The organism is Rhodoferax sp. (genome assembly GCF_030646845.1).
Taxonomy (GTDB): domain Bacteria; phylum Pseudomonadota; class Gammaproteobacteria; order Burkholderiales; family Burkholderiaceae_C; genus Rhodoferax.
The window spans coordinates 1-13142 of the sequence record NZ_JAUSLE010000056.1 but is presented as its reverse complement, the minus strand read 5'-3'; the positions used below and the strand labels follow the sequence as shown (position 1 = coordinate 13142).

The window sequence follows — 13142 nt, the reverse complement described above, 5'->3', positions numbered from 1 at the left end:
TCACCATTAGGGGAAAATGTATGACGGTTCAGTTCAAGTCCAGGCAGCGCGGCGTGTCTTTTTTGGGGATCCTGGTGGTTGGCGGTTTGCTGGCCGTGACCGGGGTGATTACTGCGCAAGTCGTGCCGACGGCCATCGAATACCAGTCGGTTCTCAAAGCCGTCAACAAGGCGCGGGAAGGCAATTCAGTCGTTGAAGTGCGCACCATCTTTGACAAGGCGGCCGCGATCGACAACATCAACGCCATCAGCGGCAAGGATCTGGAGGTCACCAAAGAGGGCGACAAGATCGTCGTCAGTTTTGCCTACCAGCGCGAAATCCATCTGGCGGGCCCCGGTTACCTGACACTCAAATACGCAGGTCGCTCCAAATAATGCGCCAGGGCAGAGGTATTGGAGCGTGAATGAAGGGCTGATTGCGCTGCAGCGTCGCCTGCAGTATGAGTTTTCGAACGCGGGTCTGCTGACTCGCGCTGTGACGCACCGAAGTTTCTCAGCCGATCACTACGAGCGGCTGGAGTTTCTGGGTGATTCCGTCCTGAACCTCGCCGTCGCTGATTTGCTGTATGAGCGGCTGAGTGCCTTGCCTGAGGGCGACCTGTCCCGTGTGCGCGCCAATCTGGTCAAGCAGGAGACGCTGCACCAGCTGGCGGTCGAGCTGGGTTTGCCCGATGTAATTCGTCTGGGGGAGGGTGAGGCCCGATCCGGGGGGCAAAAGAGGCCTTCCATCCTGGCCGATGCCCTTGAAGCCATCATCGGCGCCGTCTATCTGGATGCGGGTTTTTCGGCGGCGCAAAGCCTGGTCCATCGCCTGTTCAAAGCGGTCGAAATCAACCCGGAAATGGAAGCCATTGGCAAAGACCCCAAGACCGAGTTGCAGGAGTGGCTGCAGGGGCGCAAAATGAATTTGCCGCTGTACCGGGTCGTGGGGACCCAGGGCGCGGCGCACAAGCAGACGTTTGACGTCGAATGTGAAATCATTGAACTCAATTTTTCAGAACGCGGCATTGGCGGCTCGCGCCGTGCCGGCGAACAGGCCGCAGCTGCTGCGATGCTGCAAACAATCAAGGCAAAGATCCGGCAATGACTGCAAAAAAATCCACAGATGCTACTAAATCAGTAGCTGTTAGCACAGATTCCACGGGGGCTGAAGGTCAAAATGATCTGGAAAGCATGCTCAAAGGCATGCGCACGGCCGCACCCGCAGACACCCCGGTTGAAGGGCAGCGTTGCGGCCTGGTCGCCATCGTGGGCAAACCCAACGTCGGCAAGTCGACCCTGCTTAACGCCCTGGTCGGCCAGAAGATCAGCATCACCTCGCGCAAGGCGCAGACTACGCGCCACCGCATCACCGGCATGCACACCCAGGGTGCCACGCAGTTTGTGTTTGTCGATACACCGGGTTTCCAGACACGCCACAACAACGCCCTGAACCGCTCGCTCAACAAGACCGTGCTGGGCGCTGTGGGCGATGTGGACCTGATTCTGTTCGTGGTGGAAGCCGGCATGTTCAACCAGGCCGATGCCAAGGTGCTGGCGCTGCTGAGCAAGGACATTCCCACCCTGTTGGTAGCGAACAAGCTGGATCAGGTCACCCGCCGCGCCGACATCGCGCCGTGGCTGCAGGAGATGCAGCAGCGCCACGCGTTTGCCGAGTTTGTCCCGATGTCGGCCAAGAACGCCAAAGACATTGAACGACTGCTCACGATTTGCGAAAAGTACCTGCCGGAGCAGGCCTGGTGGTACGCCGAAGACGAACTGACCGACCGCAGCGAGAAATTCCTGGCCAGCGAGACCGTGCGCGAAAAGCTGTTTCGTCTCACCGGGGACGAGTTGCCGTACACGTCCACGGTGGTCATTGACAAGTTTGAGGAAGAGCCGCCTGCGCGCAAGGGCCAAAAACGGCTGCTCAAGATAGCGGCCACCATCGTCGTGGAGCGAGACACCCACAAAGCGATGGTGATCGGCGACAAGGGCGAGCGCATCAAGCGCATCGGGACGGAGACCCGGGTCGAGCTGGAAAAGCTGCTGGATGCCAAGGTCTTCATCGAGTTGTGGGTCAAGGTGCGCTCGGGTTGGGCTGACGACGAAGCGCGGGTGCGCAGCTTTGGCTACCAATAAGCGCATCGCTGACGAACCCGCTTATGTCCTGCACCGCTACGACTGGAGCGAGTCGAGCCTGATTCTGGAAGTATTCACGCGCCACCACGGGCGCATTGCGCTGGTGGCCAAGGGCGCCAAGCGGCCCAGCTCCAGCTTTCGCCCCATCTTGTTGCCACTGCAGCCGCTGCACGTCGCGTTTGGCGGCGATGCCGAAATCCGCACCCTCAAAAGCGCCGAGTGGCAGGGCGGCCATGTCATGCCGACTGGCGACGCGCTGATGTCCGGCCTTTACCTCAACGAACTTCTGTTGCTGCTGCTGGCGCGCGATGACCCGCATCCGCGCTTGTTCGACGTCTACGCCAATGTGGTGCAGGTGATTGCGTCCGAGCACGGCGAGGTCCTGCAGTCTGCCCTGCGCGCCTTCGAGCTGTTGCTGCTGCGCGAGATCGGGCTGCTGCCCCTGCTGGACGCCCAGACCATGACACTGCTTGATCTGGACCCGCAGGCCCGCTACAGTCTGGTGCCCGAAGGTGGCCTGCGTCAGACCAATGCGGCGGATCGGGCCAGCCTCAGCGGCGCGCAATGGACGGCGCTACAGCAGTCGCTGGGTGACCGGGCCCCGTTTACTGCCACTTTGCGCGCCTGCTCTGAAGTGATGGCGGAGCTCAAACCCCAGTTGCGCACGCTGCTGACTTACCATTGTGGGGTGAATACCCTGCGTACGCGCCAAATGATGATTGACCTTCAATCCCTCTGAAGATAAACATGAACACGAACAGGACAGCGCTCTCGGTCAACCTGAACAAAGTGGCTTTGGTGCGCAACACGCGCCATCTGGGCATCCCCAGCGTCACGCGCGCGGCTACGCTGTGCCTGCAGGCGGGGGCCAACGGCATCACGGTGCATCCGCGTCCGGACGAGCGCCATATCCGGGCGGACGACGTGCGTGACCTGGCGGCGTTGATGAAGTCCTGGCCGGACCGTGAGTTCAACATCGAAGGCAATCCGTACCAGAACCTGATGGGCTTCGTGCGGGAATTCCGTCCGCACCAATGCACTCTCGTGCCGGACTCCGAAGGCCAGTTCACCAGCGACCATGGCTGGAATCTGGCCCACGACGCGGACCGTCTGCGTCCGCTCATTGCCGAGGCCCAGAGCCTGGGCGTGCGCGTCAGCCTGTTCATGGACGCCGACGCCCCCGCCATGGCCGCAGCCAAAGCCGTTGGTGCCGACCGCGTGGAGCTGTATACCGAGCCCTATGCCGCTGCCTGGGGCACCCCACAGCAGGATGCCGAGCTGAGACGTTTTGCCGCGGCCGCGCAAGCGGCGCTGGATGCCGGCCTGGGCGTCAACGCCGGACATGACTTGAACCGCGGCAACCTCAGTGCCTTCATCCGCGCAGTGCCCGGTGTGGCAGAAGTCTCGATCGGCCATGCCCTGATCGCCGATGCGCTGGAACTGGGCTACAGCGCCACGATTCAGGATTACCTGCGCTGCATCGACAGCGCGTTCGCCCCGGCCCGTTCGGGCTGAGCCTGCCGGGGCCGGTTAAAGGTTCGCAGCATGATCTACGGCATTGGCACCGACATCTGCGACGTGCGTCGCATCCGCGCCAGCCTGGGGCGCCACGGCGACCGCTTCGCCCTCAAGATCTTGAGCGAGGCCGAATTCGCTACTTGGAAGGCCCGCAGCGCGCGCTGGCCCGAGCGCGGCATCCGTTACCTCGCCACCCGCTTTAGCGCCAAAGAAGCCTTCAGCAAGGCCATTGGCATGGGCATGGTGATGCCCATGACCTGGCGCCTGTGCGAGATTGGCAAGCTGCCCAGCGGCCAGCCCACCATCGTGCTGCATGGTGTGCTGAAGGACTGGTTCGAAGCCCGCGGCCTGAGTGCGCACGTGAGCGTGACGGATGAAACCGACTACGCGGCCAGCTTCTGCGTCGTAGAGAAAAAAGACCTCTAGCCCCCGGTATTAAAGCGCCGGTAGCTATAAAATATATAGCAAATAATTTTCACTGAAAGTCCCTCCATGACACAACACGCCCCCCTCATCATCGACGTGGCTGGCCTGAGCCTGACCAGGACTGACCGCCAACGCCTCAAGCACCCGCTGGTGGGTGGCCTCATCCTGTTTGCCCGCAACTGGCAGGACCGGGCGCAACTGACCCAGCTGTGCCGCGACATCAAAAAAGTGCGTCGTGATTTGCTGATCTGCGTCGACCACGAAGGCGGCCGCGTGCAGCGCTTCAAGGCCGATGGCTTCACCCACCTGCCGCCGATGCGCGCTTTGGGCGAGATGTGGCTGCACGATGGCAAGGCAGGTGAGGGGGCCGGCGCCATGCAAGCCACCAATGCCGCTACCGCCTGCGGCTTTGTGCTGGGTGCCGAGCTGCGGGCCTGTGGCGTGGACTTCAGCTTCACGCCCGTGCTTGATCTTGATTTTGGCGAGAGCAGTGTCATTGGCGACCGCGCCTTTGCCCGTGACCCGCGCGTGGTGAGCCTGCTGGCCAAGAGCCTGATGCATGGCCTGCTGCAGAGTGGCATGGCCAATTGCGGCAAGCACTTTCCTGGCCACGGTTTTGTCAAGGCGGATTCACACACCGACATCCCGGTGGACAAACGCAGTTTGAAGGCCATTCTGGCTGATGACGCTGCCCCGTACGGCTGGCTCAATACCACGCTCAGCAGCGTCATGCCGGCGCATGTGGTCTACCCCAAGGTGGACGCACGGCCGGCCGGTTTTTCGTCGAAGTGGCTCAATGACATCCTGCGCGGCCAGCTCGGCTTTGGCGGCGCGGTTTTCAGCGACGACCTGTCCATGGCCGGCGCCCGGCTGATTGACGGCCAGGAGGTCAGCTATACCGAGGCGGCGGTCGCAGCGCTGAATGCGGGCTGCGACATGGTGTTGCTGTGCAACCAGTCACTGGACGGGGGCAGGGCAGTGGACGCCCTGATAGAAGGGCTGACCGAGGCACAAGTCAAGGGCGGGTGGCAGCCGCAGGAGGCCAGCGAACAGCGCCGTCTGTCCTTGTTGCCGCGCGCACCCGCAACCGAGTGGGACGCCCTGATGGTGCAGCCCGACTACATGCACGCGCTGGATCAGATTCCCTGACCCGGGCTGCCTTGACGCTCTAGGGTGAGCGGTGCAGCCGCGGCGATGACAGGGCCGTGATCATGTCCTGGGTTGCCGCATCGACGTTGGGGTGCCGTGCCAGCAGCTTGGCGCTGATGAGGAGGGCGCGCAGCTGTTGCAGGTCTTTTACCGTGGGGGCAACCTTGATCTGATCCAGGGCGGCCGCGCTGTTGCCACCCTGAATCAGGGCGGCGACCTTGGTCGCCCACACATTGGGACGTGACATGACGGGACTCCTCGGGACGGGTTGGCTCAGGGGTCATTTTGGCACATGGCCCTCGTGTCATTTGCGCGAGCAGCTATGAAAAACATAGCGGCTATCGGGTCCGTGCCATCCCCGACAATGAGGCATCCTTTCGTAAATGCAAAAACCCCATGAAATCCAGATCCACAAGTGGTGGCTTGGTCTACTCCACCGAGGCCGGGCGCATGTGTCCGGTGTGTCGTCAACCCAAGGCCAACTGCCGCTGCAGTACCGCCCCGGCGCGGGCGCCGTCGGACGGGGTGGTGCGGGTCTCGCGCGAAACCAAGGGCCGCGCCGGCAAGGGCGTGACACTGGTGCGGGGGTTGGCACTCGATGCGCTGGCGCTGGCCGCCCTGGGCAAGCAGCTCAAAACCGCCTGCGGCTCGGGCGGCACGGTCAAGGATGGGGTCATTGAGGTGCAGGGCGACCACTGCGACCGCGTCATCGAGATGCTGAAAAGTCAGGGCTTTGTCGTCAAGCGTGCCGGCGGCTGAGCATGAATCCTGAAGACCTGCAACTGCTGGTGACCCGTACCATGCCCTTTGGTAAATACAAAGGGCGGCTGATTGCCGATCTTCCGGGCGACTACCTGGCCTGGTTTGCGCGCGAGGGTGTCCCGAAAGGCGAAATAGGGCGCTTGCTGGCCCTGATGCACGAGATCGACCACAACGGCTTGTCGGATTTGCTCAAGCCGCTGCGCGGCACCTGAGCTCCCTGCCTTGATACGCCGCTGGTCTTGCAGGACTGCTCACGCCAGCGCGGCGTGCATCGCCTCGAAGCCCTGCCGGTACTGCGTGACCAGTCGTCTCGCGGTGCGCCGCAGCTGATCCGGGTCCACCGCCAAGGCATGGCGAATGCCCTGCGCGATGCCACCCACGTCAACCGTGGCGGGTACACCGGCTTCCTCCCAGGTCGCCGCGAATGCCGTTTGCTTGCCGGCGTGGTGGGTCAATGCCGGCTGGCGCAGGTTGATGCGTGGCAGGGCCAATGCCATCGCCACAATCCTGCCGTGCAGGCTGCTGCCGCAATAGGCACGACTGCTGGCGATCAGGGCGCAGATGTCCCAGGCGTCAAGCGATTCAAAAACCTTCACCGATGCTGAGCGCATGCGTGCGGCGACACGCTGGTAGCAGGCGAGATCGTCATGCCATGGTGCCGCACCGGCCCGGAAGAACACCACGCCCAGGCCGCTTGAAACCATGATCTGGTCAAGCTGGGCGGTGATCTCCGTCAGCGTCTCGTCGTCGCCGAAGTCCGCGCTGAATTGCACCGCGATGTAGCCCTGCGGCAAGTCGTACCGCATGTGCGCGACTTCGCCTTGTTGCCCGTGTTGCCGGATCAGCGTGGCGAAGAGCTCGGCCACCATCACGGCGGGATCGGGCATCAGGCGGGTCTTGATGCCGGCGGCAGTCAGGTGCGCCAGCGTCTGCCGGTCGCGAACGCTCACATCGTCCGCCGCCCCGAGATTCGCCAGGACCTCGACGCGCAGTGCGGGGTCGGCCTGGTCCAGATCGACACCGCCTACTGCGTTGTAGATCACCCGCGCCAGTCCGGGAAAACGCTGGCGCGACAGTGTGTAGGGCGCCAGCTGAGAGCTTCCCACGCTGCTGCGCACCCATTGCGTCTTTTGTTGCGGTCTGGCATCCAGATAGGCGAGGGTGTGCTGCGCCTGTTCGGGCGGCAATAGCATGACGGCAGCCTGCCACGCGCTGCAGGTGAGGATCTCGCCGCCGACATGGATCAGGATGGCCGTGCGCTCTTCCCATTCTGTCGCCAGCTCTGCCAGTGCCCGGACCGCATGGCCGCCGTAAGGTCGCAGATCACGGCTCGCCAGGCCGGCGAACACCAGATGTTCATGCGGTAGCAAGGCTGCAGCGATGTGGGGAAACAGCAGATCGCCAAAGTTATGGCGATCAAATGCGCCAAAGAGGATGATGGGCCGCTCCATGGCCGCATCGTACGGCATGACCTCAGGCTTCGCCCGGCGCGGCCTGCCCCCACAAGCGTGTGCCTGATGCGTCCAGATGGGTCAGGTACATGCGCACCTCAAACTCCAGCTGGTGGTAGCTGGGCTCCATGTAGGCGCAAAGCTGGTAGAAGGCCTTGTCGTGGGCGCGTTCCTTGAGATGGGCGAGTTCGTGAACCGTGATCATCTTCAGAAACTCCGCCGGCGCATCCTTGAACAGGGCGGCGATGCGAATTTCGCGTTTGGACTTGAGCTTGCTGCCCTGCACGCGCGAGATCGTGGTGTGGGTGCCCAGGGCGTGCTGAACGACCTGCAGCTTGCTGTCAAAGGCAACTTTGCTGAGCGGCTCGGCCCCGCGCAGGTAGGCCTGTTTGAGCTCCTGCACGTACTCAAACAGGGCCTTGTCGGTTCGAACGCCGTGGCCGCTGGGGTACTTGTTCTGCAGCCACTCGCCCAGGCGGTTGTTGGCGAGCAGCTGTTCGACCTGCGCCAGGGTGTCTTCGGCGTAGCCATGCAGGTACTTCAGTGGCTTCGTTGCTATTGAAGTCATAGCTGTCAGCGCAATCAATACGGGGGCTGGAGGCCTATTTAGCTCAAGCCTCCCGGCGCAGCGCGGGGAACAGAATCACGTCGCGGATGCTGGCGCTGTCGGTCAGCAACATCATCAGGCGGTCGATGCCGATGCCACAGCCACCGGCCGGTGGCATGCCGTATTCCAAGGCGCGCACGAAGTCGTGGTCGAAGTACATGGCTTCGTCGTCGCCACTGTCTTTGGCGGCCACCTGCGCGTGAAAGCGGGCGGCCTGCTCTTCGGCGTCGTTCAGTTCGGAAAAACCGTTGCCGAATTCGCGGCCGGTGATGTAGAGCTCAAAGCGTTCGGTCACCCCGGGTTTGTGGTCGCTGGCACGGGCCAGGGGGGAAATCTCGACCGGGTGCTCGCAAATGAAGGTGGGCTGCCACAGTTTTTCTTCCACGGTTTCTTCAAAGTACAGCACCTGCAGGCTGGCCAGCGAGCGGGTGGAGAGCTTGTGTTTGCCCTCGGTCAGACCGAGTTTGCGCAGGGCGCTGATGAGCCAGGCCTCGCTGTCGACCTTCAGGTCAACGCTGCCTTCAAGGGCTTCGCCCGCTTCGGTGTGCTTCATGATGGCTTCACGGATCGTCAGGCGTTCAAACGGCTGCGACAGGTCGACCGGCTTGCCGCCGTAACTCAGCTGCAGGGTGTCGACTGCCTTGTGCGCCGCATCGCGAATCAGGGCCTCGGTGAAGGTCATCAGGTCCTGGTAGTCCCAGTACGCCGCGTAGAACTCCATCATGGTGAACTCGGGGTTGTGGCGCACCGAGATGCCTTCGTTGCGGAAGTTGCGGTTGATTTCATACACGCGCTCAAATCCGCCCACCAGCAGGCGCTTCAGGTACAGCTCCGGTGCAATGCGCAGGAACATCTGCTGGTCCAGCGCATTGTGGTGCGTGGTGAAAGGCTTGGCGTTGGCACCCCCCGGAATCGGGTGCAGCATGGGTGTCTCGACTTCCAGGAAGTTGTGCGCCACCATGAATTCACGAATGCCGCTGACCGCTTAAGAGCGCGCCACAAAGCGCTTGCGCGCGGTCTCCTCAGTCATCAGGTCGACATAGCGCGGGCGGTCTTTGACTTCCTCGTCGTTCATGCCGTGGAACTTGTCGGGCATGGGGCGCAGGCTTTTGGTCAGCAGGCGCACGCTGGTGGCGTGGATGGAGAGCTCGCCGGTCTTGGTCTTGAAGACCTTGCCTTCGGCGGCCACGATGTCGCCCAGGTCCCAGTGCTTGAAGCTGGCGTACAGGTCCGCGCCAATGTCCTCGCCCTTGATGTAGATCTGGATGCGGCCGGTGCTGTCTTGCAGGGTGGCAAAGCTGGCCTTGCCCATGACGCGCTTGAGCATCATGCGCCCGGCCACCTTGGCGCTGGCGCCTTGCTCGATCAGGCCTTCCGGGGTCTGGCCGGCGTGGGCGGCAAACAAGTCGGCGGCGTGATCGCTCGGTTTGAAGTCGTTGGGGAAGGCCACGCCTTTGCCTTCAGCCTGCTGCTGGCGGATGGCCTTGAGTTTTTCGCGCCGCTCCAGGATCAGCTGGTTTTCGTCATGGGGAGCTAAGGGGGTGTTGTGATCAGACATGAGGGGCGCAATAGTAGGGGCAGCGAAGGCGGTGCAGATAAGGGCGGTCAGGGGCCTTTTTTGGCCGAAAGTGTAGATTTTAAGTGGCCCGCGACCTGTCGTTATGATGCTGTGAGATTTACATCCCTTAATCAGTTGAAGACAGAGCTGGCTGCGCGCTGCGTGGCGCTGACCTGTCCCGCAAATTTTCATGCTTTATCAAATCATTTCCCTGTTGCTTGAGGTCGTCACCGGCGTGTTGGGCGGCGCCTGTTTGTTGCGGCTGTACATGCAGTACCAGCGCATTCCCATGTCCAGTCGCTCGGGCAATCCACTGGGGCGCTTTGTCTTTGCCCTGACCGACTGGCTGGTGTTGCCGCTGCGGCGTGTGGTGCCGGCCTTGGGGCGCTGGGATCTGGCCAGCCTGGTGGCCGCCTACTTGCTGGAACTGACGCAGTTTGTCCTGCTGTGGCTGCTGGCTGGGGCGGATGGCGGCTTGTTCGCTGTGCCGATTCTGGCCGTTTTCGGCTTGCTGCGACTGGTCATTTCCGGGCTGACTGGTCTGGTGATTGTTTACGCGGTCCTGTCCTGGGTGCAGACCCGTTCCGTCATGTCGGATGTGATCGAACGGCTGTGCGCGCCGCCCCTGACGCCGATCCGGCGTGTGCTGCCGCTGGTCGGAGGCATTGATCTGTCGCCGCTGGTGCTGCTGGTGTTGCTCCAGATAGCCTCGATCTTGCTGGGTCACCTGCAGGGTCTGGCCTTGCTGGCAACCTGACTTTGCCGGCCTGACTTCCCGCAGTACCAGCGTTGCTCAGATCACCGCGTCAGCGGGCTGGCGCTGCAGCATGGCGAGCGTACTGGCCACGGTCTTGCGTAGTTCGCGGCGGTCGCAGATGAAGTCGATCGCGCCTTTGGTCTGCAAAAACTCGGCACGTTGAAAGCCTTCCGGTAGCGTCACGCGCACGGTGGACTCAATCACGCGGGGGCCGGCAAAGCCGATCAAAGCCTTGGGTTCGGCGATCACCACGTCGCCCAGGAAGGCAAAGCCGGCGCTCACCCCCCCCATGGTCGGGTCGGTCAGCACGCTGATAAAGGGCAGCCCCTTCTTGGCCAGCCGGGTGAGCGAGGCATTGGTTTTGGCCATTTGCATCAGGCTGAGCAGGCCCTCCTGCATGCGTGCACCGCCGGTGGAGGTGAAGCAGACAAACGGCACTTTCTGCTCAATGGCGGTATGCACGCCGCGCACAAAGCGTTCGCCCACTACCGAGCCCATGCTGCCGCCCATGAACTCAAATTCAAAGCAGGCTGCCACCAGGCTGATGCCGTGGACCGCGCCGCCCATCACCACCAGCGCGTCAGTCTCGCCGGTGTTTTCCAGTGCTTCTTTCAAACGCTCCGGGTACTTGCGGCTGTCCTTGAACTTGAGTGCGTCGACCGGCAGCACTTCCTGCCCAATTTCGAAGCGCCCCTCGTTGTCCAGAAATACATTGAGCCGAGGCCGCGCACCAATGCGGTGGTGGTGACTGCAGGTGGGGCAGACGTTCTGGTTTTGCTCCAGGTCCGTTTTGTACAGCACGGAGTCACAACTGGGGCATTTGATCCACAGACCTTCCGGCACGCTGCGTCGGTCGGCCGGGTTGGTGTGTTGAATTTTGGGGGGTAGCAGTTTTTCGAGCCAGCTCATGGGTTCACCTTAATTAGTTGAGGACAAAGATGGCTTCGCTATCGCGTAGCTGCAAATTGTCCCGCACAGTTTCAGTTCCGGGGTGGATTATGAATCCAGCGCGGTCCGGATTTCGCGCAGGAAGTTCTGGGCAACCGGCGCGACCTGGTCGCGCGGCTGGTCGTCAATCAGCTGGATGATTTTGCTGCCAATCACCACGGCATCGGCCACTTTGCCAATGGTGCGGGCGGTGGCAGCGTCACGGATGCCAAAACCGACGCCCACCGGCACCTTCACATGCTGGCGAATACGCGGCAACATGGCTTCCACCGCCCCGGTGTCCAGCGTGCCGGCGCCCGTCACGCCCTTGAGCGAGACGTAATAGACATAGCCACTGGCCACCGCGGCGACCTGCTGCATGCGCTCGTCGGTACTGGTCGGGGCCAGCAAAAAGATCAGGTCCAACCCATGGCTTTTCAGCTCGGCGGCAAAATCCTGGCACTCTTCGGGCGGGTAATCCACGATCAGCACGCCGTCCACGCCGGCTCCAGCCGCATCCGCCACAAAAGCGCTCTTGCCATCTTTGCGGTCGTGCTTTTGGTTGTAGCGCTCCACCGGGTTGGCATAGCCCATCAGCACCACCGGGGTGCTGGCGTCCTGGGTGCGAAAGGCGCGCACCATGTCCAGCACCTGCACCATGCCAATGCCTTGGGCCAGGGCCTTGTCGCCGGCTTTCTGAATCACCGGGCCGTCGGCGCTGGGGTCGGAGAAGGGCACGCCCAGTTCAATCACGTCGGCGCCGCCCGCCACCATGGCATGCATCAACTCGGGCGTGACATCCGCAAACGGGAAACCGGCGGTCACGTAGGGGATGAGCGCCTTGCGGCCTGTGGCCTTCAGGGCGGAAAAAGTAGCGGCAATACGGCTCATTTCGGCATCCTCACGATTTTCTCTGCGGCACCCAAAGAGGATGCTTCTCCGCCTTTCACCGATTGGCCTGTACAACTGGGACGGCAAAAAAAGTCGGCATTGCTCAGGTCGGCCACGGTGCCAATGTCCTTGTCGCCCCGGCCGGACAGATTCACCAGGATCGACTGGTCCGGGCGCATGGTCTTGGCCAGCTTCATGGCATAGGCCACGGCGTGACTCGATTCGAGCGCGGGAATAATGCCTTCGGTGCGGCACAGGTAGTGGAAGGCTTCCAGCGCTTCCTTGTCGGTGATGCCGACGTATTCAGCGCGACCAATATCTTTCAGAGAGGCGTGTTCCGGGCCGACGCCGGGGTAGTCCAGCCCGGCGCTGATGCTATGGGTCTCGGTCACCTGGCCGTTGTTGTCCTGCAGCACATAGGTGCGGTTGCCGTGCAGCACGCCGGGGCTGCCGCGTTGCAGCGAGGCCGAGTGACGGCCGGAGTCCATGCCTTCGCCCGCCGCCTCGATGCCGATCAGGCGGGTGTTTTCATGCTGGATGTAGGGATAGAAGATACCCATCGCGTTGCTGCCACCACCGACACAGGCGATGACCGCGTCGGGTTGCGCCGTTGTGCAACCCTGCTGCGCCAGCATTTCTGGCTTTTGCACCAGGCATTCAGTGCCGATCACGCTTTGAAAATCACGCACCATCATCGGGTAAGGGTGCGGCCCCGCCACGGTGCCGATGATGTAAAAGGTATTGTCTACATTGGCCACCCAATCGCGCATGGCCTCATTCAGGGCATCCTTGAGCGTACGGCTGCCACTCTCGACTGGCACCACGGTGGCGCCCAGTAGCTTCATGCGGTACACATTGGGGCTCTGGCGCTTGACGTCTTCACTGCCCATGTAGACCACGCATTCCAGGCCGTAGCGGGCGCAAATGGTGGCGGTGGCGACGCCGTGCTGGCCGGCGCCAGTTTCGGCAATCACGC

Annotated in this window: 16 protein-coding genes and 1 pseudogene; 10 read left to right on the top strand and 7 right to left on the bottom strand. The window is 62.3% G+C overall.

Features of this window, described 5'->3' with window-relative positions:
- The first annotated feature begins 20 nt into the window (after positions 1-20).
- The 7 genes from Q7T10_RS13465 (at position 21) to nagZ (ending at position 5213) form a co-directional block, all read left to right on the top strand.
- On the top strand, positions 21-374 hold the full coding sequence (locus tag Q7T10_RS13465) for a DUF4845 domain-containing protein (RefSeq protein WP_304749057.1): 354 nt from the start codon (positions 21-23) through the stop codon (positions 372-374).
- 25 nt (positions 375-399) lie between these two features.
- A complete protein-coding gene (gene rnc, locus Q7T10_RS13460; protein ID WP_304749056.1) occupies positions 400-1086 on the top strand; it encodes a ribonuclease III in 687 nt (228 codons plus the stop codon).
- 86 nt (positions 1087-1172) lie between these two features.
- Entirely contained in the window at positions 1173-2120 is a 948-nt protein-coding gene (gene era / locus Q7T10_RS13455; protein ID WP_304749054.1) for a GTPase Era, read from the top strand.
- The gene (recO, locus tag Q7T10_RS13450) at positions 2107-2859 is read left to right on the top strand and encodes a DNA repair protein RecO (RefSeq protein WP_304749052.1); all 753 of its coding nucleotides are present in this window, start codon (positions 2107-2109) and stop codon (positions 2857-2859) included. Before era ends, recO begins: the two co-directional genes overlap by 14 nt.
- An 8-nt stretch (positions 2860-2867) precedes the next feature.
- On the top strand, positions 2868-3635 hold the full coding sequence (locus Q7T10_RS13445; RefSeq protein ID WP_304749050.1) for a pyridoxine 5'-phosphate synthase: 768 nt from the start codon (positions 2868-2870) through the stop codon (positions 3633-3635).
- 30 nt (positions 3636-3665) lie between these two features.
- Positions 3666-4064, top strand: a complete 399-nt coding sequence (gene acpS / locus Q7T10_RS13440) for a holo-ACP synthase (RefSeq protein WP_304749048.1) — start codon at positions 3666-3668, stop codon at positions 4062-4064.
- Between the two features lie 66 nt (positions 4065-4130).
- Positions 4131-5213, top strand: a complete 1083-nt coding sequence (nagZ, locus tag Q7T10_RS13435; RefSeq protein ID WP_304749046.1) for a beta-N-acetylhexosaminidase — start codon at positions 4131-4133, stop codon at positions 5211-5213.
- A gap of 19 nt (positions 5214-5232) precedes the next feature.
- Here nagZ and Q7T10_RS13430 read toward each other — a convergent pair whose 3' ends face one another.
- Positions 5233-5460, bottom strand: coding sequence for a hypothetical protein (locus Q7T10_RS13430; protein ID WP_304749045.1), 228 nt, complete (start codon positions 5458-5460; stop codon positions 5233-5235).
- A 149-nt stretch (positions 5461-5609) separates the two neighbouring features.
- On the opposite strand from Q7T10_RS13430, the gene Q7T10_RS13425 reads away from it, so the two are divergent.
- Both Q7T10_RS13425 and Q7T10_RS13420 read left to right on the top strand, forming a co-directional pair.
- Positions 5610-5972, top strand: coding sequence for a translation initiation factor Sui1 (locus Q7T10_RS13425; protein WP_304749043.1), 363 nt, complete (start codon positions 5610-5612; stop codon positions 5970-5972).
- Between the two features lie 2 nt (positions 5973-5974).
- Positions 5975-6187 (top strand): DUF3820 family protein, encoded by a 213-nt coding sequence (locus Q7T10_RS13420; protein WP_304749041.1) that lies wholly within the window; start codon positions 5975-5977, stop codon positions 6185-6187.
- A 39-nt stretch (positions 6188-6226) separates the two neighbouring features.
- On the opposite strand, the gene Q7T10_RS13415 is transcribed toward Q7T10_RS13420, so the two are convergent.
- The 3 genes and pseudogenes from Q7T10_RS13415 to lysS all read right to left on the bottom strand — a co-directional run bounded on the left by Q7T10_RS13415 (position 6227) and on the right by lysS (position 9591).
- A complete protein-coding gene (locus tag Q7T10_RS13415; RefSeq protein WP_304749038.1) occupies positions 6227-7444 on the bottom strand; it encodes a polysaccharide pyruvyl transferase family protein in 1218 nt (405 codons plus the stop codon).
- A gap of 4 nt (positions 7445-7448) precedes the next feature.
- Positions 7449-7994, bottom strand: coding sequence for a YgjP-like metallopeptidase domain-containing protein (locus Q7T10_RS13410; protein ID WP_304749035.1), 546 nt, complete (start codon positions 7992-7994; stop codon positions 7449-7451).
- A gap of 43 nt (positions 7995-8037) precedes the next feature.
- Positions 8038-9591: pseudogene (gene lysS / locus Q7T10_RS13405) on the bottom strand (lysine--tRNA ligase).
- Between the two features lie 190 nt (positions 9592-9781).
- Between lysS and Q7T10_RS13400 the strand changes: the two are divergent.
- On the top strand, positions 9782-10348 hold the full coding sequence (locus Q7T10_RS13400) for a YggT family protein (RefSeq protein WP_304749033.1): 567 nt from the start codon (positions 9782-9784) through the stop codon (positions 10346-10348).
- 36 nt (positions 10349-10384) lie between these two features.
- On the opposite strand, the gene accD is transcribed toward Q7T10_RS13400, so the two are convergent.
- From accD to trpB, 3 genes are all read right to left on the bottom strand, one after another.
- The gene (accD, locus tag Q7T10_RS13395) at positions 10385-11257 is read right to left on the bottom strand and encodes an acetyl-CoA carboxylase, carboxyltransferase subunit beta (RefSeq protein ID WP_304749030.1); all 873 of its coding nucleotides are present in this window, start codon (positions 11255-11257) and stop codon (positions 10385-10387) included.
- Between the two features lie 87 nt (positions 11258-11344).
- Positions 11345-12166 (bottom strand): tryptophan synthase subunit alpha, encoded by an 822-nt coding sequence (trpA, locus tag Q7T10_RS13390; RefSeq protein WP_304749029.1) that lies wholly within the window; start codon positions 12164-12166, stop codon positions 11345-11347.
- A partial coding sequence (gene trpB, locus Q7T10_RS13385; RefSeq protein ID WP_304749026.1) for a tryptophan synthase subunit beta occupies positions 12163-13142 on the bottom strand: 980 nt, incomplete at its 5' end. The genes trpB and trpA, both read right to left, overlap by 4 nt.

What these genes read in the sequence shown, in the direction of transcription:
- trpA (WP_304749029.1), bottom strand. Translation starts at nt 12,166, where the DNA reads ATGAGCCGTATTGCCGCTACTTTTTCCGCCCTGAAGGCCACAGGCCGC.
- Q7T10_RS13400 (WP_304749033.1), top strand. Translation starts at nt 9,782, where the DNA reads ATGCTTTATCAAATCATTTCCCTGTTGCTTGAGGTCGTCACCGGCGTG.
- Q7T10_RS13465 (WP_304749057.1), top strand. Translation starts at nt 21, where the DNA reads ATGACGGTTCAGTTCAAGTCCAGGCAGCGCGGCGTGTCTTTTTTGGGG.
- Q7T10_RS13420 (WP_304749041.1), top strand. Translation starts at nt 5,975, where the DNA reads ATGAATCCTGAAGACCTGCAACTGCTGGTGACCCGTACCATGCCCTTT.
- Q7T10_RS13430 (WP_304749045.1), bottom strand. Translation starts at nt 5,460, where the DNA reads ATGTCACGTCCCAATGTGTGGGCGACCAAGGTCGCCGCCCTGATTCAG.
- Q7T10_RS13445 (WP_304749050.1), top strand. Translation starts at nt 2,868, where the DNA reads ATGAACACGAACAGGACAGCGCTCTCGGTCAACCTGAACAAAGTGGCT.
- Q7T10_RS13410 (WP_304749035.1), bottom strand. Translation starts at nt 7,994, where the DNA reads ATGACTTCAATAGCAACGAAGCCACTGAAGTACCTGCATGGCTACGCC.
- accD (WP_304749030.1), bottom strand. Translation starts at nt 11,257, where the DNA reads ATGAGCTGGCTCGAAAAACTGCTACCCCCCAAAATTCAACACACCAAC.
- Q7T10_RS13425 (WP_304749043.1), top strand. Translation starts at nt 5,610, where the DNA reads ATGAAATCCAGATCCACAAGTGGTGGCTTGGTCTACTCCACCGAGGCC.
- era (WP_304749054.1), top strand. Translation starts at nt 1,173, where the DNA reads ATGCTCAAAGGCATGCGCACGGCCGCACCCGCAGACACCCCGGTTGAA.
- nagZ (WP_304749046.1), top strand. Translation starts at nt 4,131, where the DNA reads ATGACACAACACGCCCCCCTCATCATCGACGTGGCTGGCCTGAGCCTG.
- Q7T10_RS13415 (WP_304749038.1), bottom strand. Translation starts at nt 7,444, where the DNA reads ATGCCGTACGATGCGGCCATGGAGCGGCCCATCATCCTCTTTGGCGCA.
- acpS (WP_304749048.1), top strand. Translation starts at nt 3,666, where the DNA reads ATGATCTACGGCATTGGCACCGACATCTGCGACGTGCGTCGCATCCGC.